Origin of the sequence: Bradyrhizobium sp. 521_C7_N1_3 (assembly GCF_052075975.1) — a bacterium.
GTDB lineage: Bacteria > Pseudomonadota > Alphaproteobacteria > Rhizobiales > Xanthobacteraceae > Bradyrhizobium > Bradyrhizobium japonicum.
Genome location: NZ_CP197232.1, coordinates 720,529 through 742,442, shown reverse-complemented (window position 1 = coordinate 742,442; position 21,914 = coordinate 720,529). Strand labels below are relative to the sequence as shown.

Here is a 21,914-nt window from a genome sequence, read left to right as displayed (position 1 = left end):
ACATTCAAAGCGGAAATATTTTCCTTTTCAAGTATTATTTTGAAATGCGGCTGTCCGGATTGCCGCAGCAGGCTCAGACCGGCTTGATCAGCTTGAAGTCGAGGCCGTCGGCCTCCGCGAGATACATCTGCATGCGAGCGTGGCCGTTGCGAACGACGACCGGTCCGCGCGTGCCGCCGTAAACGATGTTGCGGCCCGCCGCGAGCATGGGCGCCATCGACAGCGAACCTGCCTTTTTCGCCACGGCTTCGAGGAAACGCAGGCCTTCATAGCTGGACTGGCCAAGCGAGCCGATCGGCGGGGCATTCGGCCCGAACATCGCGCGATAGCGGATCTGGAAGTCATCATTGGCCCGCGAGCCGATACCGGAGAAATAGCCGGATGCGCAGAACATGTTCTCGCTGTTGTCAGCGCCGATGCCGAGCAGCACGGTCTCGTCCATGGCCCCCGCCAGCCGCAGCGTCGTGGCGCCGAGGCCGCATTCGCCGAAGGCACGATTGAAGGTGACGCTGTCGGTGCCGATCAGCGAGATCAGCACGACATCGGGCCGCGCGGCGCGGATGCGCGCCAGGTGCGGCTCGTGATTGTCCTCCCCGAGGGGGACGAACTCCTCGCCGACGACGTGGCCTCCGGTTTCCTTGATGTAGTTCTTCACGGCGCGGTGCGATTGCCAGGGCCAGACGTAATCGCTGCCGATCAGGTACCAGCGCGACGCCTTCTTGACGTCGGCAAGCCAGTGGATCGACGGCCGGCTCTGCCAGCGCGGCGTCTCGCCGATCGCCATCACGCCGGGCGTGCGCTCGCCGCCTTCGTAGACCGGCGTATAGATGTAGGGGATGCGGTGACGCGTGGTGACGTCGCGCAAGCCGACGCGGACCGCGCTGGTGTGCAGCCCGACGATGAGATCGACCTCGTCGAACGCGATCGCCTGCTCGGCGCGGTCCAGCACTTCGTCGAGCGGCCCGCCGGCATCGTAGATCGACAGCTCGATCTCGCGGCCTAGGATGCCGCCGCGCTTGTTGATCTCGGCAACGGCGAGTTGCGCGCTGTTGGTCGCGCAGGGCCCCCACACGCCCGGCGATCCCGTGCAGCAGATGAAGCCGCCGATGCGCAGCTTGTTCGCGCCACGCCGCTTGAGGAAGGCATGATCGCCCGGCGACAGCGAGCTATCGGCTCCCGACGACGACAGATTCCTCAGCAGCAAGGACGGCGGCATCGCCGGACTGCCGTGAGCCGGGAAGTTTACCGTCGCGTGCACGCCAACTCCTGTCTGGCACCAGACCTGAAAGCACAATGAGCAGGCGGCCGCGGCATCCGCCCTTTTGTTAGGCAAACATCCTATTTTGAAAATATTGAATATTCAACAATTGAAGTGCATATAGATGCAGCATTGATTGCAAGACATTCACTCATTTGGGTCAAGACGAAGTCTTAGCCGTGGCAAAACCGAACTCCCCGATCACCGAACACCTCGCCTACCTGCTCGCGCAAGCCAACCGGGAGATCAACCGGCAGCTGGAACTGCGGCTGAGCAAGGAAGGCGTTCCCGTCGAGCAGTGGCGCATCCTTAAGGTGCTGTCGGACGGCGATGGCCACTCGATGGGCGAACTCGCGGACGCGGTGCTGCTCAATCATCCGACGCTGACCAAGATGATCGACCGCATGGTCTCCGACACGCTGGTCTATCGCGTGCAGGACCCGAACGACCGCCGCAAGGTTCTGATGTTCATCTCCGATCGCGGCAAGGTGCTGTGCAAGAAGCTGAACTCGCTCGCGGTCGACCAGGAGGAGCACATCCTGGAGAGCTATGGCGACAAATCAACGAGCGAATTGAAGCGGCTGCTGGAGAGCTTGATCGACAGCTCGAATTGAGGGTCGACTTGGCGCGCTCTCGCAACACTTCATCTCGTGAGGGCGTAGCGCAAATCGCCACACACACACTCAGCCGTCATCGCCCGCGAAAGCGGCGATCCAGTATTCCAGAGACGTCAGTGATTCAACCGCGAGGCCGCGGCGTACTGGGTCGCCGGGTCGAGCCGGACGACGACAGTGGAGCGTGAGGCACGAACATCGCGCCTCACGCGCGCATGACAGCGGAGCTGGCGGCTAGGCGTACCGCCCGTGGCAGTGCTTGTACTTCTTGCCTGAGCCGCAGGGGCAATCCTCGTTGCGGCCGACCTTGCCCCAGCTTGCGGGGTTCTTCGGATCGCGAAGAGCTGCGTCGGTAGCCTGCGCTCCGAGCGAGACGCTGGCGAGCGCCATTTCGTCCTCGCCGGTGTTCGGGTCGAACTTGTGCGCTTCCATCGCCGGCAGGACAGGAGCTTCCTGCTCCGGCGGGACGATCTCGACGCGCATCAGCTGCGCCGTGACGGCCTCACGCAGATGCGCGCTCATCTCCTGGAAGAGATTGAAGGCCTCGGTCTTGTACTCCTGCAACGGATCGCGCTGGCCGTAGCCGCGCAGGCCGATGACCTGGCGCAGATGGTCGAGCATGATCAGATGCTCGCGCCAGAGATGGTCGAGCGTCTGGAGCAGAATGGTCTTCTCGACGTAGCGCATCACGTCGGGACCCCACTGCGCGACCTTGGCCGCCATGTGCTCGTCGGCTTTGGTCTCGATGCGCGAGAGCAGCTCCTCGTCGGCGATGCCCTCTTCCTTGGCCCAGTCGTCGACCGGCAGGTCGAGATCGAGCACGCGCTTCAGCTCGTCCTTCAGGCCGGCCACGTCCCACTGCTCGGCATAGGCATGCTCGGGCACGTGCTTGGCGACGAGATCGTCGATGAAGGCGTGGCGCATGTCGGAGATCGTCTCGGCGACACTCTCGTCCTTCATCAGGTCGACGCGCTGATCGAAGATCACCTTGCGCTGGTCGTTCTGGACGTTGTCGAACTTGAGCAGGTTCTTGCGGATGTCGAAGTTGCGCGCCTCGACCTTCTGCTGCGCCTTCTCGAGCGCCTTGTTGATCCAGGGATGGATGATCGCCTCGCCTTCCTTGAGGCCGAGACGCTGGAGCATGCTGTCGAGGCGATCCGAACCGAAGATGCGCATCAGATCGTCTTCCAGCGACAGGAAGAACTTCGAGCGGCCGGGGTCGCCCTGACGGCCGGAACGGCCGCGCAGCTGGTTGTCGATGCGGCGGGATTCGTGACGCTCGGATCCCATGATGTAGAGGCCGCCGGGCTTCTTCACGGTCTTGGCAGGCTTGCTACCCTTCGCCGGCTCGATCTCGACCTCTTCCTCGGCCTTCAGCACGATGTCGCGGAAGTGCTCGATGTCGGCCTTGATCTGCTCGATCTTCTTCGCCTTCTCGGCCTCATCCTCGATGCCGGCAGTCTCCTGCTGGATCCGCATCTCGAGCGAGCCGCCGAGCTTGATGTCGGTACCGCGACCGGCCATGTTGGTGGCGATCGTGATCGCGCCGGGCACGCCGGCTTCCGCGACGATATAGGCTTCCTGCTCGTGGAAGCGTGCGTTCAGCACCGCGAACAGCTTTGCCGGCTTGCCGGCGCGGGCCGCCGCGTACAGCTTCTGCATCGAGTTCTCGTTGCCGAAATCGATCTGCCGGTAGCCGTGCTTCTTCAGGTATTCGGCAATCACTTCCGATTTTTCGATCGAGGCGGTGCCGACCAGCACCGGCTGCAGCCGCGCATTGGCGCGCTCGATCTCGGCCAGGATCGCGGCGTATTTCTCGTTCTGGGTGCGATAGACCTCGTCGTCCTCGTCCAGACGGGCGACTGCGAGGTTGGTCGGGATTTCCACGACCTCGAGCTTGTAGATGTCGAACAATTCGTCGGCTTCGGTCAGCGCCGTGCCGGTCATGCCGGCAAGCTTTTCGTACATCCGGAAATAGTTCTGGAAGGTGATCGAGGCCAGCGTCTGGTTTTCCGGCTGGACCTGGACATGCTCCTTGGCTTCAAGCGCCTGGTGCAGGCCTTCCGAATAGCGCCGGCCGGCCATCATGCGTCCGGTGAACTCGTCGATGATGACGACCTCGCCGTCGCGGACGATGTAGTCCTTGTCGCGCGTGAACAGCGTGTGGGCGCGCAGCGCCTGATTGATGTGGTGCACGACGGAAACGTTCTCGACGTCGTAGAGCGACTCGCCCTTGAGCTGGCCGGCGTCGCGCAGCAAGGTCTCGATCTTCTCCATGCCGCCTTCGGTCAGCGTCACCGTGCGCTGCTTCTCGTCGACTTCGTAGTCAGTCTTGTCGAGCCTGGGCAGGAAGCCGTCGATGGTGTTGTAGAAATCGGAACGGTCGTCGAGCGGCCCGGAGATGATCAGCGGCGTGCGCGCTTCGTCGATCAGGATGGAGTCGACTTCGTCGACGATGGCGTAGAAGTGCGGCCGCTGGACCATGTCCTCGAGCCGGTACTTCATGTTGTCGCGCAGATAGTCGAAGCCGTATTCGTTGTTGGTGCCGTAGGTGATGTCGCAGGCATAGGCCGCCTTGCGCTCGGCATCGTCCAAGCCGTGCACGATCACGCCGGTGGTCATGCCGAGGAAGCCGTAGATCTGGCCCATCCAGCCGGAGTCGCGGCGGGCGAGGTAGTCGTTGACGGTGACGACGTGGACGCCCTTGCCCGCGAGCGCGTTGAGGTACACCGCGAGCGTTGCGACCAGCGTCTTGCCTTCGCCAGTCTTCATCTCGGCGATGTCGCCCTCGTGCAGCACGATGCCGCCGATCAGCTGCACGTCGAAATGCCGCTGGCCGAGCGTGCGCTTGGCGGCTTCGCGCACGGTGGCGAAGGCCGGCACCAGCAGATCGTCGAGCGTCTTGCCCTCGGCGAGCTGCTTCTTGAACTCGGCGGTGCGGGCCTTCAGCGCCTCATCGGAGAGTTTCGAAACCTCCGGCTCCAGCGCGTTGATCGCGTTGACGCGGGATTGGTATCCCTTCACCCGCCGGTCGTTGGCGGAGCCGAAAAACTTGCGGGCGAGCGCGCCGATCATGCCTAGTTCCTGTGTTCGCGATTCAACCGCGTTGCAGCCAAGAAGTTGTCACCCCCCTGCCTATCAACTCACCGTGACGCCTGATGGCGGCAGAGCCCGGACTGCGGGGGGTCATCCGCCATATGGGTGGGAATTGGGCAAGTCTGGGTTCAACGGCCAAAAACGCAGCAAAATAAACGCCATCGCCATGGTCGCGACCGGGCAGAGATATGGCCCGGTCAGGGCCTTGTCAACGGCGGGCGCATTGCGGCTAATTCATCATTTTGACAGACTTTTCGCGTTGCCAAGGCCCCCTGAATTAGGCGAGTGTCCGCCCGCTTCGAGCAGCCCCCTGCTTCAACAAAAGGATTTTCCATGACCACCTCGTTCCCGGTAACCAAAACCGGCCTGCGCTTCGGCCTCGCCACCGCCCTCGTGGGCTGCCTTGCGCTGGCGCTGATCGCGGGTCCCGGCCGGGCTGCCGACGATCCGGTGCTGGCGAAGGTCAATGGCGCGGAAATCAAGAAGAGCGACGTCGCCATGGCCGAGGAGGAACTCGGGCCGAGCCTCGCCCAGATGGACCCGGCGACCAAGGACGAGAACGTGCTGTCCTTCCTGATCGACATGAAAATCGTCAGCAAGGCTGCCGAGGACAAGAAGGTCGCCGACAGCGAGGAGTTCAAGAAGCGCCTGGCGTTCGCCAGGAACCGCCTGCTGATGGACAGCCTGCTCGCCAACGAGGGCAAGGCCGCCACCACCCCCGACGCCATGAAGAAGGTCTATGAGGAGGCCTCCAAGCAGATCACCGGCGAGCAGGAGGTGCGCGCCCGCCACATCCTGGTCGAGACCGAGGACGAGGCTAAGGCGGTGAAGGCCGAGCTCGACAAGGGCGCCGATTTCGCCGAGCTCGCCAAGAAGAAGTCCAAGGATCCGGGCTCCGCCGATGGCGGCGACCTCGGCTTCTTCACCAAGGAGCAGATGGTGCCGGAATTCTCGGCCGTGGCCTTCACGCTGGAGCCGGGCAAGATCTCCGATCCCGTGAAGTCGCAGTTCGGCTGGCACATCATCAAGGTCGAGGAAAAGCGCAGTCGCAAGGCGCCGGACTTCGAGCAGGTCAAGGCCCAGATCGAGAACTACGTCACCCGCAAGGCCCAGGCCGACTTTGTCGCCAAGCTCCGCACTGAAGCCAAGGTCGAGCGGCTGGACCAGCCGGCGGCGGATGCCAAGCCGGATGCCAAGCCGGCCGACCCTGCCAAGCCGGCCGACAGCAAGATGGCGCCCCCCGCGAAGAAGTAAGAATTCGCTGTCACTTCGCGGACGCCAATAGTATCTAACGTCGCAATGGCCGGGCAAATGCCCGGCCATCTGCATATCCAGACCTCACCAAGGCGCCCCGATGTCCTCCTCCGTCTCCCCGCTCGCCCCCAAAACCGTCCCCGACATGCCCGTGATCGCGGGCGTCCGCCTTGCGACGGCCGAAGCCGGCATCCGCTACAAGAACCGCACCGACGTGCTGCTCGCGGTGATGGACAAGGGCACCGCGGTCGCGGGCGTCTTCACCAAGTCGAAATGCCCCTCCGCGCCGGTGGAATGGTGCCGCGCCAAGCTGAAGGGCGGCAAGGCGCGCGCGCTGGTGGTGAATTCCGGCAACGCCAATGCCTTCACCGGCAAGACCGGACGCAGCTCCACCGCGCTGACCGCGAAGATCGCGGCCAAGGCGGTCGGATGCAGCGAGGGTGAGATCTTCCTGGCCTCGACCGGCGTGATCGGCGAGCCGCTGGACGCGACCAAGTTCGACGGCGTGCTCGGCCGGCTGGCCGAGACTGCCGAGCCCGGCGACTATCTCGCCGCGGCCAAGGCGATCATGACCACCGACACCTTCCCCAAGGTCGCGACCGCGACCGTCAAGCTCGGCAAGGCCAAGGTCACCATCAACGGCATGGCCAAGGGCGCCGGGATGATCGCCCCCGACATGGCGACGATGCTGTCCTTCATCTTCACCGACGCGCCGATCGCGCCGGCCGCCCTGCAAGCGCTGCTCAAGAGCGGCGTCGAGGACACCTTCAACGCGGTGACGATCGACGGCGACACCTCGACCTCGGACACGCTGCTGGCCTTCGCCACCGGCGCCGCCGCCCAGCACGGCGCGCCGAAGATCAGCCGCGCCAGCGACCCCCGCCTGAAGGCCTTCGTGAAGGCCTTCAACCAGGTGCTCGCCAATCTCTCCGAGCAGGTCGCCCGCGACGGCGAGGGCGCGCGCAAACTGGTCGAGATCACCGTGGAGGGCGCCAAGACCAAGGCGTCGGCGCGCAAGATCGCGATGTCGATTGCCAACTCGCCGCTGGTCAAGACCGCAATCGCCGGCGAGGACGCCAATTGGGGCCGCGTGGTGATGGCGGTCGGCAAGGCCGGCGAGCCGGCCGATCGCGACAAGCTCTCGATCTCCTTCAACGGCATCCGCGTCGCCAAGAGCGGCGCGCGCGATCCGTCCTATGACGAGGCGCAGGTGTCGGAAGCGATGAAGGCCCCGGAAATCGCCATCAAGGTCTCGCTCGGCCTCGGCAAGGGTCGCGACCGCGTGCTGACCTGCGACCTGACGAAGGAGTATGTCGCAATCAACGGGGATTACAGGTCTTAAACCGAACGCCGATGGCCGATCTCAAACTGACATTGGTGGTGGCCTGCGCGCTCGTCGACGCCGACAAGCGCGTCCTGATCGCACAGCGCCCGGAGGGCAAGACGCTTGCGGGCCTTTGGGAATTCCCCGGCGGCAAGCTCGAGCCGGGCGAACGGCCGGAGCAGAGCCTGATCCGCGAGCTGCATGAAGAGCTCGGCATCACCGTCGCCGAACCGTGCCTGGCGCCGCTGACCTTTGCGAGCTACGGCTACGAGACGTTTCACCTGCTGATGCCGCTCTACATCTGCCGGCGCTGGGAGGGGTTGGTCACCCCGCGCGAAGGCCAGACCCTGGCCTGGGTCCGCGCCAACAAGCTGCGCGACTACCCGATGCCGCCCGCGGACATCCCGCTGATCCCGCATCTGATCGATTTGCTGATGTGAGCTGAGTCGCGCACCGGACGCAGCGCAGCGCTTCTTCAGCGGTGCGCTGCAGAGCCGGGACCCATGCTTGCCGCAAACTGGGTCCCGGCTCTGCGCAGCAGCGTAAGGACGCTTCAGCGCGGCCGGGACACATCACTCCTTCCCCGCCCTCTTTACCGCCTCCGCCAGGCTCGCTTTCGCCGACCCCGGCTTCAGCGGCTGCTGCTGGCTCGCATGCGGGGCCCAGCCGGAGAGCCAGATGATGTCGAATGTCGCGCGGATGCGGCCGTCGGCATCCGCAAAGCGTTCGGCGTAGATTTCGGCCATGCGCAGCAGTGTCGCGCGGGGCGTCGGCGTGCGCCGCCGCTCGATCAGCACATTGGCCGCGCCCATGCGGCGGAGATCCTGCATCAGCGCAAACGCATTGGCGTAGCGCACCACGACACGGTCGACGTCGGTGACCGGAAGCGCAAAGCCCGCCCGCTGCAACAGCGCGCCGATGTCGCGCAAATCCGCGAACGGGGCCACGCGCGGCGACACGCCGCCCTCGCATTCGGCCTCCGCCGCGGCAAAGGCCTGCCGCAACTCGGTCAGGCTGTCGCCGCCGATCATCGCTGCGAGCAGCAATCCGTCCGGCTTCAACGCACGCCGCACCTGAGCAAGCACCCCCGGCAGGTCGTTGACGAATTGCAGCGCCAGCGCGGAGACGACGAGATCGAGGCTTTCGGGCGCGAAGGCCAGTTTTTCCGCGCCCGCTTCGTCGAGCGCGATCCGCTGAAGTGATGGCGGCCCCGTGAGCCCCTCACCAGGTGTCCAGAGATCGGCCGCGGCGTGAAACTCCCGCATCACGGCGGCCAGCCGGTCGGTCATGTCCTCTGCAACCCGATCGAGCAGGAATGTCACCTCGCCCTGCACATGTGCGCGCCGCTGCCGTACATGCAGCAATGCGCGATCGAACAGAGCGGGCGGGGTTTGCGGGATCTGGGCCATGCCGCTGGTTACGCTGATCGCCGTGGTTCTGGCAACGCTCTCGTGTCCCGGACGCGCTGCACCGCGCCGCACCGGACGATGCTTCGCATGGCCGGGAGCGCTGCGCAGCGTCCGGGGCACGAGACTGAGTCGCTTGAGCCCTCGCAAGCAGAACGCTAGCCTCTCCCCATGGAAGCCGACACCGCCCCCACTCGCTCCATCGCCGCACCGTTGCGTGCCGCATGGACGGCCGGTCGCCACGTGCTGTCGCGCGCCGCACGGCTCGCGCTCGACATTGCACTGCCGACGCTGTGCGTGTCCTGCCGCGAGCCGGTCGATGGCGAGGGCGTCTGCGCAGCCTGCTGGGCGCGGCTGTCGTTCATCGAACGGCCCTATTGCCCGCGCCTCGGCATTCCCTTCGTCTATGATCCCGGCCCCGAGATGCTGTCGATGGAGGCGATCGCGAGCCCGCCCGCCTACCAGCGGGCACGCGCGGCGGTGCGCTATGACGACGTCGCGCGCACGCTGGTGCATGCGCTGAAATACCAGGACCGTACCGATCTGGCGCCTGCCATGGGCCGCTGGATGGCGCGGGCGGGCGGCGAGCTACTGATCGAGGCCGACATGCTGGTGCCCGTTCCCCTGCATTGGCGCCGGGCGTGGCGCCGCCGCTACAACCAGTCCGGGGCGCTGGCGCGCATCATCGCGCGGCAGAGTGGTGTCAGGGTGCGCGGCGAAGTGCTGCGCCGGGTGCGCGCGACCGAGCAGCAGATCGGCCTGTCGCGGACCCAGCGCGCCACCAATGTGCAGGGCGCATTCCAGGTATCCCCCGACCGCCAGGCGGAAATCCAGGGCCGCCGCATCGTCCTGATCGACGATGTCCTCACCTCGGGGGCGACGCTGGACGCCTGTGCGCGGGCCCTGCTGCGCGCCAAGGCGGCCCAGGTGGACGTGCTGGTGTTCGCCCGGGTTGTCGAGAGCGGCCTCCGTCCCATATAATTCAATGACTTCATGACATGAGAGCGCCACACGACATGACCGACGCTGTCGAAATCTACACCAGGCCGGGCTGTGGCTATTGTTCCGCCGCCAAATCGCTGCTGACCCGCAAGAAGGCAACCTTCACGGAGTTCGACATCGCCAAGAACCCGTCCTGGCGCGAAGAGATGTACGACCGCGCTGGCGGGGGCTCGACCTTCCCGCAGATCTGGATCGGCGGAACCCATGTCGGCGGTTGCGACGAGCTCTATGCGCTCGACCGCGAAGGCAAGCTCGACGGCATGCTGGGCAGCGTGAAGGCCACGTCATGAGCGAGGATCGCACCTTCACCGCCGCGATGATCCAGATGCGCACCGGCCTGATGCCCGAGCCGAGCCTCTCGCAGGCCACCAGGCTGATCCGGCAGGCTGCCGCCGATGGCGCCGACTACGTGCAGACGCCCGAAGTCAGCAACATGATGCAGCTCAACCGGAAGGCGCTGTTCGAGCACCTCCAGAGCGAAGAGGACGACACCTCGCTAAGGGCCTATCGCGCGCTCGCGGCCGAGCTGAAGATCCACATCCATGTCGGATCGCTGGCGCTGCGCTTCTCGCCGGAGAAGGCGGTCAATCGGTCCTTCCTGATTGGCCCCGAGGGCAATGTGCTCGCGAGCTACGACAAGATCCACATGTTCGACATCGAGTTGCCGGACGGCGAGAGCTATCGCGAATCCGCCAATTACCAGCCGGGCGAAACCGCCGTGATCTCCGACCTGCCCTGGGGCCGCGTCGGGCTGACGATCTGCTACGACGTGCGCTTCCCCGCGCTCTACCGCGCGCTGGCCGAGAGCGGCGCGTATTTCATCACCGTGCCCTCGGCCTTCACCCGCAAGACCGGCGAGGCGCACTGGCACATCCTGCTGCGCTCGCGCGCGATCGAGACCGGCTGCTTCATCTTCGCTGCCGCGCAGGCCGGCCTGCATGAGAACAAGCGCGAGACCTATGGCCACTCGCTGATCATCGACCCCTGGGGCGAGATCCTCGCCGAGGGTGATGTCGAGCCCGGCTTCATCATGGCCAAGATCGACCCGGCCAAGGTCGAGACCGCCCGCCGCGCGATCCCCTCGCTCCAGCACGGCCGCCGCTTCGGCGTCGCCGATCCCAAGGCCGGGCCGGACCATCTCCACCTCGTGCGAGGATCGGCATGATCCGCTACGCGCTCCATTGCGACCGAAGCCACGCGTTCGAAAGCTGGTTCCAGAGCTCGTCGGCCTATGATTCGCAGGTGAAGCGCAAGCTCGTGACTTGCCCGATCTGCGGCTCGGCCAAGGTCGAGAAGGCGATCATGGCCCCGCGGATCATCGGCAAGAAGGGCCGCGGACGGGCGACGCCGCCGCCGGAGCCGGCCTCAACGCCTGCGCCCGAGGCCGCGCCGTCGGGACCGACCTCGCTGATGATGGCGCAGGAGCGCGAGTTGCGCGCCAAGCTCAAGGAGCTGCGCGATCACATCGTCAAGCACGCCGACAATGTCGGCGAGCGCTTTGCGAACGAAGCCCGCGCGATGCATTACGGCGACAAGGAGCACCGCCCGATCTATGGCGAGGCTTCGCCCGACGAGGCCAAGTCGCTGATCGACGAAGGCATCGAGGTGTCGCCGCTGCCGACGCTCCCGGAAGACAGGAACTGACAGTTCACACTTTCCGTCATGGCCGGGCTTGACCCGGCCATCCACGCCTTTCAAGCGGCACTAAGAACGTGGATGCCCGGGACAAGCCCGCGCATGACGGCGGTGAGATGCGGCTACACTCCCACCAGCAACGCGACTCCAACCACGATCAGCGCGATACCAAAAATCTCGCGCGGCGCGATCGGCTGCTTGAACGAGTAATACGCCACGCCTTGCGCGAACAGCACCTCGATCAAAGCGAGCGTGCGGACATTGGCGGCGGCCGTCAGCGCAAATGCCAGGAACCAGAACTGCGAGGCGAAGGCGCCCATGAAGCCGGCGAGCAGCGACGGCTTCCACAATCCCAGGATCGACTGGAGCACCTTTGGCGCGCGCCAGAGCAGAAAGATCGTCAGCACCAGCGTCTGCACGAACAGACCGAGCACCAGCGTGAACGACGCCGCCGTCACGAAGGAGACGTCAGGCACGTTGATGATCGCGCCGCGAAAACCGACCGCTGACAACGCGAACGCTGCAGCTGCGACGAGGCCAGTGATCGTCGGCTTCAGCTCGGCGAAGCTCTTCTCGCCGCCGGGCCGCAGCGCCGTGATGACGACGCCGACGGTCGCGATCACGATCGCCAGGACCTTCAGCCAGGTGAGATGATCGCCAAGGAACACGAAGCCGAAAATCGCGGTCTGGATCGCCTCGGTCTTCAGGTACGCCGTCGTCACCACGAAGGAGCGATCGTTCATCGCGAGCAGCATCAGCCCGGTCGCGACGATCTGGCTGAGCGCCCCGAGCAGCAGCCAGGGCCAGAACACGGTCGGCGGCATGCCGAGGTGATCGCCGGTCGCGACCAGCACCACACCCAGAAACAGCAGCGAGAACGGAAAGCCGAACAGGAAGCGGATATTGGTCGCGCCCCAGGTCCCCAGCGGCTTCGTCAGCGACCGCTGCATCGCATTGCGCGCGACCTGGCCGAGCGCAGCAATGACGGTGAAGGGAATCCAGAGGCTGGCGATGGTGAGCATGCGGATGGGAGCGGTAGGAGGAGAAGCCCTGGTCAACCTGCCGCTAGCGGCGAGGCAGGTCAATTACGTGGATGTCATGGGTGCGATGCTCTCGCCTCGCGTACCCCCTCACACCATCCCTTCCGCCACGACCATGTAGTTCACGTCCATATCCGACGAGAGGGTCCATTTGTCGGCGAAGGGTGAGTAGACGACGCCGGTCTGCTCGGTGATGACGAGGCGGTTGTCGAGGAGATATTTCGTCAGCTCGTCGGGGGTGACGAACTTGTTCCATTCGTGGGTGCCGCGCGGCAGCCAGCGCAGGACGTATTCGGCGCCGACGATGGCGAGCGCGAAGCTCTTCCAGTTCCGGTTCAGCGTCGAGACCACCATCAGCCCGTTCGGCTTCAGCATCGCCGCGCAGCGCTTGAGGAAGACGCCGACATCGACGACGTGCTCGACCACTTCCATTGCCAGCACGATGTCGAAGCGCTCGCGTGGGTCGATCTCCTCGACCGTGGTGCAGCGGTAATCAATCGACAGATGGCTCTTGTCGGCATGCAGCTTCGCGGCGGCGATATTGCTCACCGAGGGATCGACGCCGATGACCTGGGCGCCGAGGCGCGACAGCGGCTCGCACAACAGGCCGGCGCCGCAGCCGATGTCGAGCACGCGCAGGCCGCCGAGACAGTTGAGGCTGCGCACGTTGCGCTCGAACTTGCGGCAGGCGGCGTCGCGGATGTAGCCGAGCCGCAACGGGTTGATCCGGTGCAGCGGCGCCATCTTGCCGTTGGGGTCCCACCACTCGGCCGAAAGTTTCGAGAATTTCGCGATCTCGGCGGCATCGACGGTCGAGCCCGGCTGCGGGCTTGCGGTTGCGGAAGTATTTTGCTGCATGCTCATGATTGGGCGCGGTCCTACCGCGTGGTGATCGAACTACGGAAGGCGAGCGGCGAGTCGACGGTGGTGATCTTTTCGATCCCCTCGCCAACGCCGCGAATCGTCACGTCGCCGTAGTTGAGAATACGTCCAAGAATCGACTGGTCGACGTCGACACTCTCGACCTTATCCAGCGCCATTTCAAAGGTCCGGCGCTTGATGAACCCCGTCTTGTGCACAACCCGCAAGTTGGTGACGTCGGTCTCGGTCGTGAAGCGATGGAACCAGCCCTTGATGGTCCAGTAAAGGGCGGCCAGAGCCACGACGCCGGCGGCTATGAGGGACAGCACCCTGAGGCCATCGGCCGTGGCCTGCGGCATCAGGACGAGAAAGGCGAGGGCCACGATCCAGGCCACGATGGCCGGAAAATAGAAGATCCAGTGCGCATTGGTCGAATACAGCACCCGCTCGCCCGGTTGCAGGATCTCGTCGATATAACGCGCCATGATCTCGGTTAACCCATACCCCCAAGCCAGACCTTAGGCCGGACCTTACCCTGCCCCCGCAGGAACCCGCTTGCCCCCGGCCCCGCCGCTATGTATACGCGCGGTCGGTGTCCGCAGGCATTGCCTCGCGCGGGTCACCATACTGATCCTTATGAGGGAATGCACGCGTCGTCATGAGCCGCCTCGTGATGAAATTCGGCGGCACGTCCGTCGCCAATATCGAACGTACCCGCAACGTCGCACGCCATGTGAAGCGTGAGGTCGACGCCGGCCATGAAGTGGCCGTGGTCGTCTCGGCGATGTCCGGCAAAACCAACGAGCTGGTGGCCTGGTGCACCGAGGCCTCGCCGATGCACGACGCGCGCGAATACGACGCCGTCGTCGCCTCCGGCGAACAGGTGACGTCGGGCCTGCTCGCCATCGTGCTTCAGGGCATGGGCATCCAGGCCCGCTCCTGGCAGGGCTGGCAGATCCCGATCAAGACCAGCGACGCCCATGCCTCGGCCCGGATCGAGGACATCGACGGCAGCGAGATCATCAAGCGCTTCCAGGAGCGCAAGGAGGTCGCGGTCATCGCCGGCTTCCAGGGCATCAATCCCGAGACCAATCGCATCACCACGCTCGGCCGCGGCGGCTCCGACACCTCGGCCGTGGCGATCGCCGCCGCGGTCAAGGCCGACCGCTGCGACATCTACACCGACGTCGACGGCGTCTACACCACCGACCCGCGAATCGTGCCGAAGGCCCGCCGCCTCGACAAGATCGCGTTCGAAGACATGCTGGAACTGGCCTCCCAGGGCGCAAAAGTGCTCCAGGTCCGCTCGGTGGAACTCGGCATGGTCCACAACATGCCGATCTTCGTCCGCTCGAGCTTCGACAAGCCCGAGGATATCGACCCGCATGCCAACCAGCCGCCCGGCACGCTGATCTGCAGCGAGGAGGAGATCATGGAAAGCCACGTCGTCACCGGCATCGCCTTTTCGAAGGACGAGGCCCAGATCTCGGTACGCCAGATCGAGGACAAGCCCGGCGTGGCAGCGTCGATCTTCGGCCCGCTGGCGGATGCCAACATCAACGTCGACATGATCGTGCAGAACGTCTCCGAGGACGGCAAGACCACCGACCTCACCTTCACGGTGCCGGCGGCCGACTACACCCGCGCCAAGGACACGATCACGGCCGCCAAGGGCAAGATCGGCTATGCCCGGCTCGATACAGCCACGGACGTCGCCAAGATATCGGTAATCGGCAGCGGCATGCGCAGCCATGCCGGCGTCGCCGCCCAGGCGTTCTCGGCCCTCGCCGGACGGAATATCAACATCCGGGCCATCACAACCTCCGAGATCAAATTCTCGGTTTTGATCGACACCGCCTATACCGAGCTTGCGGTGCGCACCCTGCACACGCTCTACGGTCTCGATCAGGCCTAGACGAATTTTCTCTTAGCGGTCGCAGCAAACGCGAAGGTGTACACACCTTCGCGTTTGGCAGGCGTTTTGCTTGGCAAAACAAGCCTCAATTCGCTATACGGCGAACAGGGTGGGCTGCCGCAGACTGTGTCCCAGTTCAGGCGGCGCTGATTCGGTGCAAGCGCTAAATCTTGAGTAGATTTGTGTTTGTGCCTGCGCCGGACGAACAATTTGGTTGTTTTTCTGGAATTTTGGGCCAGCCGCCGGCCGATACCGCCGGGCCAGGCAGACGGAGGAGATTGACGGTTCATGCGGAGCGCGTCGGGAGGTCCCCGCGTCTTGTTGAGACGGCTCCGCGAAACCATGGCGGAGCAGGTCTCGGCCCAGGAGCGGCTGGACAAGATCGTGGTGCTGATCGCCGCCAATATGGTGGCCGAGGTGTGCTCGGTCTATGTGCTGCGCATCGACAACACGCTCGAGCTCTACGCCACCGAAGGCCTCAACCGCGAGGCGGTGCACCACACCGTGCTGAGCGCCCATGAGGGCTTGGTCGGCCTCGTCGCCAGCGAGGCGACCCCGCTCAACCTCAGCGACGCGCAAAGCCACCCGGCCTTCTCGTTCCGCCCGGAGACCGGCGAAGAAATCTACCACTCCTTCCTCGGCGTGCCGATCCTGCGCGCCGGCAACACGCTCGGCGTGCTGGTGGTGCAGAACCGCGCCAAGCGCAATTATGTCGAGGAGGAGCTCGAGGCGCTCCAGACCACCGCGATGGTGCTGGCGGAGCTGATCGCTTCCGGCGAATTGTCCGCGCTGGCCCAGCCGGGCCAGGAGCCGGCCGCGCGCCATTCGGCGCAGAAGGTCGGCGCCATCCTCTCGGAAGGCATTGCGCTCGGCCATGTCGTGCTGCACGAGCCGCGCGTCGTCATCAAGGACTACATCGCCGAGGATCTACCGAAGGAGATCAAGCGGCTCGACACCGCGCTCGCGAAGCTGCGCGCCGATCTCGACCGCATGCTGGAGCGTGGCGACGTCGCCGAGGGCGGCGAGCACCGCGAGGTGCTGGAAGCCTATCGCATGTTCGCCAACGATCAGGGCTGGTCGCACAAGCTGCATGAGGCGGTCGCCACCGGCCTCACGGCAGAAGCCGCCGTCGAGCGCGTGCAGTCCGACACCCGCGCGCGCATGCTGCGCTCCACCGATCCCTATCTGCGCGACCGGCTGCACGATCTCGAGGATCTCGGCTACCGACTGATGCGGCAGCTGGTCGGCCAGGACCACGCGCCCTCGCGCGAACAATTGCCCGACAATGCCATCGTCATCGCGCGCGCGATGGGCCCGGCGGCGCTGCTCGATTACGACCGCAAGCGCCTGCGCGGCATCGTGCTGGAGGAAGGCACCGCCAACTCCCACGTCTCGATCGTGGCCCGCGCGCTCGGCATCCCCGCGGTCGGCGAAGTGCCGAACGCGCCCGGCATCGCCGACCCCGGCGACGCCATCATCGTCGACGGCACCTCGGGCTCGATCTATGTGCGCCCGTCGCAGGAGGTCGAAGCCGCCTTCGCCGAGCGCGTGCGCTTCCGGGCTCGCCGCCAGGCGCAGTACCTCGCGCTGCGCGACCTGCCCTGCGTCACCAGGGACGGCCAGAAGGTCGAGCTGATGATCAACGCAGGGTTGGCGATCGACCTGCCGCATATCGAGGACACCGGCAGCGCCGGCATCGGCCTGTTCCGCACCGAGCTGCAGTTCATGGTGGGACAGAGCCTGCCGCGCACCAGCGACCAGCTCGCGCTCTATCGCACGGTGCTCGATGCCGCCGGCACCAAGCCCGTCACCTTCCGCACCCTCGACATCGGCGGCGACAAGGCGCTGCCCTATATGGAAGCCGTGATCGAGGAAAATCCCGCGCTCGGCTGGCGCGCGATCCGGCTCGGCCTCGATCGCCCCGGCCTGCTGCGCGGCCAGATCCGAGCGCTCTTGCGGGCCGGCGGCGGCCGCGCGCTGCGCATCATGTTCCCGATGATCTCGGAGGTCGCGGAGTTCGACTCGGCGAAAGCGCTGGTCGAGCGCGAGCTGACCTATCTGCGCCAGCACGGCCACACCCTGCCGGAGCGCATCGACATCGGCACGATGGTCGAGGTGCCCGCCCTGCTCTACCAGCTCGACGAACTCCTGAAGAAGGTCGACTTCATCTCGGTCGGCTCCAACGATCTGTTCCAGTTCCTGTTCGCGGTCGACCGCGGCAATGCCAAGGTGTCCGAGCGCTTCGACACCATGTCGGCGCCGATCCTGCGCGTGCTGCGCGAGATCGCGCGGAAGTCGAACGATGCGAAGAAGTCGCTATCGCTGTGCGGCGAGATGGCTTCCAAGCCGATCGGCGCGCTGGCGCTGATCGCGATGGGTTATCGTTCGCTGTCGCTCTCGGCGACCGCGCTCGGCCCGGTCAAGGCGATGGTGATCGACCTCGATGCCAAGAAGGCCGAAGCGGTGCTCGGCCCCTTGCTGGACGCGCCCGCCGGTAGCGTCTCGATCCGGCAGAAGCTGACGGAATTTGCCGAGGCCGAAGGCCTGGCGTTGTAGCGGGCCTGTCGCCCCTTCCCGCCGCCTCGCCCTCTTCCGCCATTTGAGACTGAACCGATGTCGTCACTCCCCGAAGCCAAACTGGACGTCCTGCTCGCGCATCACGCCTCGCTCGAGGCCGAATCGCTCGGCCAGCTCGCCTCCGAACGCTATGTGCAGATCACCCGCGAGCTCGCCGAGCTCACGCCGCTGATCGAGGCGGTGAAGGCTTATCGCTCCGCCGTGAAAGAGCTCGCCGACACCGCGGCACTGATCGCCGATCCCGCGACGGATGCCGAGATGCGCGGCATGGCAGAAGCCGAGCGCGACGAGCTGACGCCCAAGATCGAAGAGCTGGTCCAGAAGATTCGCGTCGCGCTGCTGCCCAAGGACGCCATGGACGACCGCAACGTGGTGCTGGAAATCCGCGCCGGCACCGGCGGCGACGAAGCCTCGCTGTTCGCCGGCGATCTGTTCCGGATGTACGAGCGCTTCGCCAGCTTGCAGGGCTGGAAGGTCGAGGTGATCTCGGCCAGCGAAGGCACGGTCGGCGGCTACAAGGAAATCATCGCGGAGATCCAGGGCCGCGGCGCGTTCTCGAAACTGAAATTCGAATCCGGCGTGCATCGCGTGCAGCGCGTGCCCGACACCGAGACGCAGGGACGCATCCACACCTCCGCGGCGACGGTCGCCGTGCTGCCTGAGGTCGAGGATGTCGACGTCGAGATCAAGAACGACGATCTGCGGATCGAGACCATGCGTGCGCAAGGCGCCGGCGGCCAGCACGTCAACAAGACCGAATCGGCGATCCGTATCACCCACATCCCCACCGGTATCGTGGTGATGATGCAGGACAGCCGCTCGCAGCACAAGAACCGCGCCTCCGCCATGAACATCCTGCGCTCGCGCATCTACGATGCCGAGCGCCAGCGCGTCGATGCCGCCCGCTCGGCCGAGCGCAAGGAGAAGGTCGGCTCCGGCGACCGCAGCGAGCGCATCCGCACCTATAATTTCCCGCAAGGACGCGTCACCGATCATCGCATCAATCTGACGCTCTACAAGCTGCCGCAGGTGATCGCCGGCGAAGCGCTCGGCGAATTGACCGACGCGCTGACCACCGAGCATCAGGCAGCACAGCTCGCCGCGCAAGGCGCTGCCGCCTGAACCGCGCCTCAGCGCGCTTTGGCCCGGAACGATCGCAGGATCTTGGCCAGGGCGGGTGCCGCGGCACCCAGCTCGTCCAGGTGAATGCGCGAGAGCGATCGCAGCTTCTGCTCGCCCTTGGCCGTCAGCCTGACCAGGACGCGTCTTGCGTCCTGCGGATCGGCTTCCCGTCCGATCAGCTTCAGCTTCGCCATGCGATCCACCAGCTCCACCGCGGTATGGTGCCGGATCAGGAGGAAGCGCGCGATGTCGCCGACGCTTGCGCCGTCAGGGGCGGCCAGGCCCTTGATCGCCAGCAGCGCCTGATGCTGCTGCGGCGTCAACCCGGCACTCTGGGCCGCGGCTTCGCTGAAGGCCAGGAAGGTCCGGAGCTGATAGCGGAACTGTGCGAGCGCCGCATAGTCGGCCTCGCGCATCGCGCCGCCCTTTGAGGGCGCCGCGGACGAGGGGCGTGTCGTCTTCCGCTTCGATTGGGTCATTCCTGCCTGCGACGTCGAGCCCGCCGGTGAAGCAAGCGGTCGTTGCCGAGACTAGCAAGGAAGGACAGGCGGAACCAACCGAGCGGCGCCGCGGATGCACAAATATCGGGGGCTATTCGAAACTGGAGAGCAGGATCTTCACCAGGATGACCTGAAACGCGATCGGGATGCGAACGCTCTTCCGCCTGATCGAGCGCTGGAGCGCGCTGGCGATCTCGGCGCTGGTCAAGGCGCCGGCCGACGCATTGGCAATCAACTCCGCCCACATCTGCGACAGCGAGCCGCCCGGCGGGATCACCGCCTTGATGGTGACGCCACAGCCCTGCGCCCAATCCACGATCTCCCGCATCGTATGGGGACCGCAGTTGCGCGCGGTCGCGAGCCGCTCGGCCGTCAGCACGCGCAGCAGCTCGCGCGAGGGCGACCACGCCCCCTTCGGCGGCTGCTCGCCGGTGAGTTCGACCGCAAGCTCCTTCAGGACGTTCTGAGCGCGCACGCTCAGTCTCTTCATCGGTGCCGGTGCGCGCTTCGCCTGAACGGAGCCGACAGCCGGTCCCCGCTCGCCGGTCGGGCGATTGCGCGGCTCGGACACGCGGGAGGCATCGCCCGACTGCGGCGCCGCACGCTGGTCGCTGCCCTCCCCCGCGGGCCACGCGGTCTCCGGCCGCTCCGCCTCCTGCGGCCAGGATCGTCGCTTCCGGGCACCCGCCACTGTCGTCTGCCGCGCCATTTCTCTCGCCGAACCCGCCAGCCTCGTACTCACAAAGACTAATATATATCGTGATCCGATATGTTTTCACGTGATAATTTTCGTCGTTCGACCAAAGACGAAATTGACAGAAAGGCTTCACAAGCAATGCTTAGGGCCAAGAGCTACACGCGGATGTGACGTGCCCGGCGCAGCAGGCCAGCGAGGCCGGCTGGCCGGACAGGTCGTGCTTGCGCCTGCAAACAAGAACGATGTTCGGAGGAAACGACCATGACTGACGATCTCATCCGCCGCGGCTTCTCGCGCCGTGGCCTGCTCCAGACCACAGCTAGCCTCATCGGCGGCTCGATGCTGCCCGCGATGCCGGCCTTTGCCGAGGACAAGCCGGCGATCGGCTCGTATCCCGCCGGCGTTTCGGGTTCCACCGCCTTCATCGGAATCTCGGTCCCGCGCACCGGCACCTACGCCGTGCAGGGCGAGGACGAACTCAAGGGCTACCAGCTCGCGATCGAGCACATCAACAGCGGCCATGACCTGATCAAGAAGATCTCGCCGAAGACCAGCAAGGGTGTGCTCGGCAAGGAGCTGAAGTTCGGCGTCGCGGATTCCGCGGCCAAGCCGAACGAGGCGGTGCAGGCGCAGCAGCGCTTCATCAGCGAGAACAAGGCGATCATGATCACCGGCGGCACGTCGAGCGCCGTTGCGGTTGCGCTCAACAAGCTCGCGCAGCGCGAACACGTGCTGTTCGTGTGCGGCATTTCCGGCTCGAACGACACCACCGGCAAGGACTGCGTTCGCTACGGCTTCCGCCAGAACTTCTTCGGCCAGACCGCCGCCGCGGCGATCGGCCCGGTGATGGTGAGGGAGTTCGGCAAGAACAAGAAGGCCGCCTACCTGACGCCCGATTACACCTACGGCCACACCGTCACCAAGTCGATGCAGGACTTCCTCGCGACCGCGGGCTGGACGACGGTGACCAATCAGGTCGCACCGCTCGGCGCGCCCGACTACTCCTCATATCTGCTGAACGTCGCGAATTCCGGCGCCGACGTGCTCATCAACGTCAACTGGGGCCACGACGCGGTGCTGTCGACCCAGCAGGCCAAGCAGTTCGGCGTGCTCGACAAGATGAAGCTGGTCGTTCCCTACCAGGTGCCCTTCATCGCGCGCGAAACCGGCGGCCTGATGCAGGGCGTCTACGCCGCCACCGACTATTGGTGGACGATCGAGGACAAGTTCCCGCTCGCCAAGATGTTCAACGAGGCCTTCGAGAAGAAGTACGGCTACAAGCCCGAATGGGGCGCCGAGAACGCCTATGTCAGCTTCGCGCACTGGGCCCGCATGTGCGAGCAGGCCGGCAGCTTCAATCCGCCCGACGTGATCAAGGCCTACGAGAAGGGCGAGACGATCCCCTCCCTGGTCGGCGACGTGCATTACCGCCCTGAGGATCACCAATGCGTCCGCCCGGTGATCATCGTGAAGGGCAAGCAGCAGAAGGACATGAAGAACAAAGAAGACTGGTACGACGTCGTCGAGATCGTCGCCGGTGAAGGCCTGATGCAGAAGCCGGACGCGTTCGGCTGCCATCCCGGCGATTACAGCTGAGCCCGCGCTAACCCCTG

20 protein-coding genes are annotated in these 21,914 nt (G+C 65.3%); 12 read left to right on the top strand and 8 right to left on the bottom strand.

Going from position 1 to position 21,914, the window contains the following annotated elements:
* Window positions 1-73 precede the first annotated feature (73 nt).
* The gene (locus AB7008_RS03425; RefSeq protein WP_441258425.1) at window positions 74-1,258 is read right to left on the bottom strand and encodes a substrate-binding domain-containing protein; all 1,185 of its coding nucleotides are present in this window, start codon (window positions 1,256-1,258) and stop codon (window positions 74-76) included.
* Window positions 1,259-1,437: 179 nt separating this feature from the next.
* Between AB7008_RS03425 and AB7008_RS03420 the strand changes: the two genes are divergently transcribed.
* Window positions 1,438-1,872: a MarR family winged helix-turn-helix transcriptional regulator gene (locus tag AB7008_RS03420; RefSeq protein WP_014490415.1), complete on the top strand. Its 435-nt coding sequence runs from the start codon at window positions 1,438-1,440 to the stop codon at window positions 1,870-1,872.
* Between the two features lie 234 nt (window positions 1,873-2,106).
* Here the strand turns inward: AB7008_RS03420 and secA are convergent, their stop codons facing one another.
* Window positions 2,107-4,947: a preprotein translocase subunit SecA gene (gene secA, locus AB7008_RS03415; RefSeq protein ID WP_304492462.1), complete on the bottom strand. Its 2,841-nt coding sequence runs from the start codon at window positions 4,945-4,947 to the stop codon at window positions 2,107-2,109.
* Window positions 4,948-5,301: 354 nt separating this feature from the next.
* Here secA and AB7008_RS03410 point away from each other — a divergent pair, with 354 nt between their 5' ends.
* The 3 genes from AB7008_RS03410 (at window position 5,302) to AB7008_RS03400 (ending at window position 7,986) form a co-directional block, all read left to right on the top strand.
* Window positions 5,302-6,222 carry a peptidylprolyl isomerase gene (locus AB7008_RS03410; protein ID WP_028159575.1) on the top strand — a complete coding sequence of 307 codons (921 nt, stop codon included), beginning with the start codon at window positions 5,302-5,304 and terminating at the stop codon, window positions 6,220-6,222.
* A gap of 100 nt (window positions 6,223-6,322) precedes the next feature.
* Window positions 6,323-7,564 carry a bifunctional glutamate N-acetyltransferase/amino-acid acetyltransferase ArgJ gene (argJ, locus tag AB7008_RS03405; RefSeq protein WP_028159576.1) on the top strand — a complete coding sequence of 414 codons (1,242 nt, stop codon included), beginning with the start codon at window positions 6,323-6,325 and terminating at the stop codon, window positions 7,562-7,564.
* Window positions 7,565-7,575: 11 nt separating this feature from the next.
* Window positions 7,576-7,986 carry a (deoxy)nucleoside triphosphate pyrophosphohydrolase gene (locus AB7008_RS03400; RefSeq protein WP_038959663.1) on the top strand — a complete coding sequence of 137 codons (411 nt, stop codon included), beginning with the start codon at window positions 7,576-7,578 and terminating at the stop codon, window positions 7,984-7,986.
* Window positions 7,987-8,118: 132 nt separating this feature from the next.
* Here the strand turns inward: AB7008_RS03400 and AB7008_RS03395 are convergent, their stop codons facing one another.
* Window positions 8,119-8,955, bottom strand: coding sequence for a methyltransferase domain-containing protein (locus tag AB7008_RS03395; RefSeq protein WP_304494311.1), 837 nt, complete (start codon window positions 8,953-8,955; stop codon window positions 8,119-8,121).
* 168 nt (window positions 8,956-9,123) lie between these two features.
* Here AB7008_RS03395 and AB7008_RS03390 point away from each other — a divergent pair, with 168 nt between their 5' ends.
* Genes AB7008_RS03390 through AB7008_RS03375 form a run of 4 tightly spaced genes read left to right on the top strand, consistent with a single transcriptional unit; the run spans window position 9,124 to window position 11,598 of the window.
* Window positions 9,124-9,933: a ComF family protein gene (locus AB7008_RS03390; protein WP_304492461.1), complete on the top strand. Its 810-nt coding sequence runs from the start codon at window positions 9,124-9,126 to the stop codon at window positions 9,931-9,933.
* A gap of 35 nt (window positions 9,934-9,968) precedes the next feature.
* Window positions 9,969-10,244: a glutaredoxin 3 gene (grxC, locus tag AB7008_RS03385; RefSeq protein ID WP_014490422.1), complete on the top strand. Its 276-nt coding sequence runs from the start codon at window positions 9,969-9,971 to the stop codon at window positions 10,242-10,244.
* Window positions 10,241-11,119: a carbon-nitrogen hydrolase family protein gene (locus tag AB7008_RS03380; protein WP_304492460.1), complete on the top strand. Its 879-nt coding sequence runs from the start codon at window positions 10,241-10,243 to the stop codon at window positions 11,117-11,119. Before grxC ends, AB7008_RS03380 begins: the two co-directional genes overlap by 4 nt.
* On the top strand, window positions 11,116-11,598 hold the full coding sequence (locus tag AB7008_RS03375; RefSeq protein ID WP_028149488.1) for a DUF1178 family protein: 483 nt from the start codon (window positions 11,116-11,118) through the stop codon (window positions 11,596-11,598). The genes AB7008_RS03380 and AB7008_RS03375 overlap by 4 nt, the downstream gene beginning before the upstream one ends.
* Window positions 11,599-11,711: 113 nt before the next feature.
* Here the strand turns inward: AB7008_RS03375 and AB7008_RS03370 are convergent, their stop codons facing one another.
* The 3 genes from AB7008_RS03370 to AB7008_RS03360 form a co-directional block, all read right to left on the bottom strand.
* The gene (locus AB7008_RS03370) at window positions 11,712-12,611 is read right to left on the bottom strand and encodes an EamA family transporter (protein WP_304492459.1); all 900 of its coding nucleotides are present in this window, start codon (window positions 12,609-12,611) and stop codon (window positions 11,712-11,714) included.
* 108 nt (window positions 12,612-12,719) lie between these two features.
* On the bottom strand, window positions 12,720-13,493 hold the full coding sequence (gene ubiG / locus AB7008_RS03365; RefSeq protein WP_028159583.1) for a bifunctional 2-polyprenyl-6-hydroxyphenol methylase/3-demethylubiquinol 3-O-methyltransferase UbiG: 774 nt from the start codon (window positions 13,491-13,493) through the stop codon (window positions 12,720-12,722).
* Window positions 13,494-13,507: 14 nt separating this feature from the next.
* Window positions 13,508-13,975 carry a PH domain-containing protein gene (locus AB7008_RS03360; RefSeq protein WP_014490427.1) on the bottom strand — a complete coding sequence of 156 codons (468 nt, stop codon included), beginning with the start codon at window positions 13,973-13,975 and terminating at the stop codon, window positions 13,508-13,510.
* A 173-nt stretch (window positions 13,976-14,148) separates the two neighbouring features.
* On the opposite strand from AB7008_RS03360, the gene AB7008_RS03355 reads away from it, so the two are divergent.
* From AB7008_RS03355 to prfA, 3 genes are all read left to right on the top strand, one after another.
* A complete protein-coding gene (locus tag AB7008_RS03355; RefSeq protein ID WP_441258424.1) occupies window positions 14,149-15,405 on the top strand; it encodes an aspartate kinase in 1,257 nt (418 codons plus the stop codon).
* A 288-nt stretch (window positions 15,406-15,693) separates the two neighbouring features.
* Window positions 15,694-17,961, top strand: coding sequence for a phosphoenolpyruvate--protein phosphotransferase (ptsP, locus tag AB7008_RS03350; protein WP_014490429.1), 2,268 nt, complete (start codon window positions 15,694-15,696; stop codon window positions 17,959-17,961).
* A 57-nt stretch (window positions 17,962-18,018) separates the two neighbouring features.
* Complete coding sequence (gene prfA / locus AB7008_RS03345) at window positions 18,019-19,104, top strand: peptide chain release factor 1 (protein ID WP_028159584.1); 1,086 nt, start codon at window positions 18,019-18,021, stop codon at window positions 19,102-19,104.
* 8 nt (window positions 19,105-19,112) lie between these two features.
* Here the strand turns inward: prfA and AB7008_RS03340 are convergent, their stop codons facing one another.
* Both AB7008_RS03340 and AB7008_RS03335 read right to left on the bottom strand, forming a co-directional pair.
* The gene (locus tag AB7008_RS03340) at window positions 19,113-19,583 is read right to left on the bottom strand and encodes a MarR family winged helix-turn-helix transcriptional regulator (protein WP_441258423.1); all 471 of its coding nucleotides are present in this window, start codon (window positions 19,581-19,583) and stop codon (window positions 19,113-19,115) included.
* 112 nt (window positions 19,584-19,695) lie between these two features.
* Window positions 19,696-20,313 carry a hypothetical protein gene (locus tag AB7008_RS03335; RefSeq protein WP_304492457.1) on the bottom strand — a complete coding sequence of 206 codons (618 nt, stop codon included), beginning with the start codon at window positions 20,311-20,313 and terminating at the stop codon, window positions 19,696-19,698.
* A gap of 249 nt (window positions 20,314-20,562) precedes the next feature.
* Between AB7008_RS03335 and AB7008_RS03330 the strand changes: the two genes are divergently transcribed.
* Complete coding sequence (locus AB7008_RS03330; protein ID WP_441258422.1) at window positions 20,563-21,897, top strand: substrate-binding protein; 1,335 nt, start codon at window positions 20,563-20,565, stop codon at window positions 21,895-21,897.
* Window positions 21,898-21,914: the final 17 nt, after the last annotated feature.

Bases quoted from the DNA above. Each gene is read 5' to 3' on its own strand.
- secA (WP_304492462.1), bottom strand. From the start codon at position 4,947: ATGATCGGCGCGCTCGCCCGCAAGTTTTTCGGCTCCGCCAACGACCGG.
- AB7008_RS03410 (WP_028159575.1), top strand. From the start codon at position 5,302: ATGACCACCTCGTTCCCGGTAACCAAAACCGGCCTGCGCTTCGGCCTC.
- argJ (WP_028159576.1), top strand. From the start codon at position 6,323: ATGTCCTCCTCCGTCTCCCCGCTCGCCCCCAAAACCGTCCCCGACATG.
- AB7008_RS03400 (WP_038959663.1), top strand. From the start codon at position 7,576: ATGGCCGATCTCAAACTGACATTGGTGGTGGCCTGCGCGCTCGTCGAC.
- AB7008_RS03395 (WP_304494311.1), bottom strand. From the start codon at position 8,955: ATGGCCCAGATCCCGCAAACCCCGCCCGCTCTGTTCGATCGCGCATTG.
- AB7008_RS03390 (WP_304492461.1), top strand. From the start codon at position 9,124: ATGGAAGCCGACACCGCCCCCACTCGCTCCATCGCCGCACCGTTGCGT.
- grxC (WP_014490422.1), top strand. From the start codon at position 9,969: ATGACCGACGCTGTCGAAATCTACACCAGGCCGGGCTGTGGCTATTGT.
- AB7008_RS03380 (WP_304492460.1), top strand. From the start codon at position 10,241: ATGAGCGAGGATCGCACCTTCACCGCCGCGATGATCCAGATGCGCACC.
- AB7008_RS03375 (WP_028149488.1), top strand. From the start codon at position 11,116: ATGATCCGCTACGCGCTCCATTGCGACCGAAGCCACGCGTTCGAAAGC.
- AB7008_RS03370 (WP_304492459.1), bottom strand. From the start codon at position 12,611: ATGCTCACCATCGCCAGCCTCTGGATTCCCTTCACCGTCATTGCTGCG.
- ubiG (WP_028159583.1), bottom strand. From the start codon at position 13,493: ATGAGCATGCAGCAAAATACTTCCGCAACCGCAAGCCCGCAGCCGGGC.
- AB7008_RS03360 (WP_014490427.1), bottom strand. From the start codon at position 13,975: ATGGCGCGTTATATCGACGAGATCCTGCAACCGGGCGAGCGGGTGCTG.
- AB7008_RS03355 (WP_441258424.1), top strand. From the start codon at position 14,149: ATGAGCCGCCTCGTGATGAAATTCGGCGGCACGTCCGTCGCCAATATC.
- ptsP (WP_014490429.1), top strand. From the start codon at position 15,694: ATGCGGAGCGCGTCGGGAGGTCCCCGCGTCTTGTTGAGACGGCTCCGC.
- prfA (WP_028159584.1), top strand. From the start codon at position 18,019: ATGTCGTCACTCCCCGAAGCCAAACTGGACGTCCTGCTCGCGCATCAC.
- AB7008_RS03340 (WP_441258423.1), bottom strand. From the start codon at position 19,583: ATGACCCAATCGAAGCGGAAGACGACACGCCCCTCGTCCGCGGCGCCC.
- AB7008_RS03335 (WP_304492457.1), bottom strand. From the start codon at position 20,313: ATGGCGCGGCAGACGACAGTGGCGGGTGCCCGGAAGCGACGATCCTGG.
- AB7008_RS03330 (WP_441258422.1), top strand. From the start codon at position 20,563: ATGACTGACGATCTCATCCGCCGCGGCTTCTCGCGCCGTGGCCTGCTC.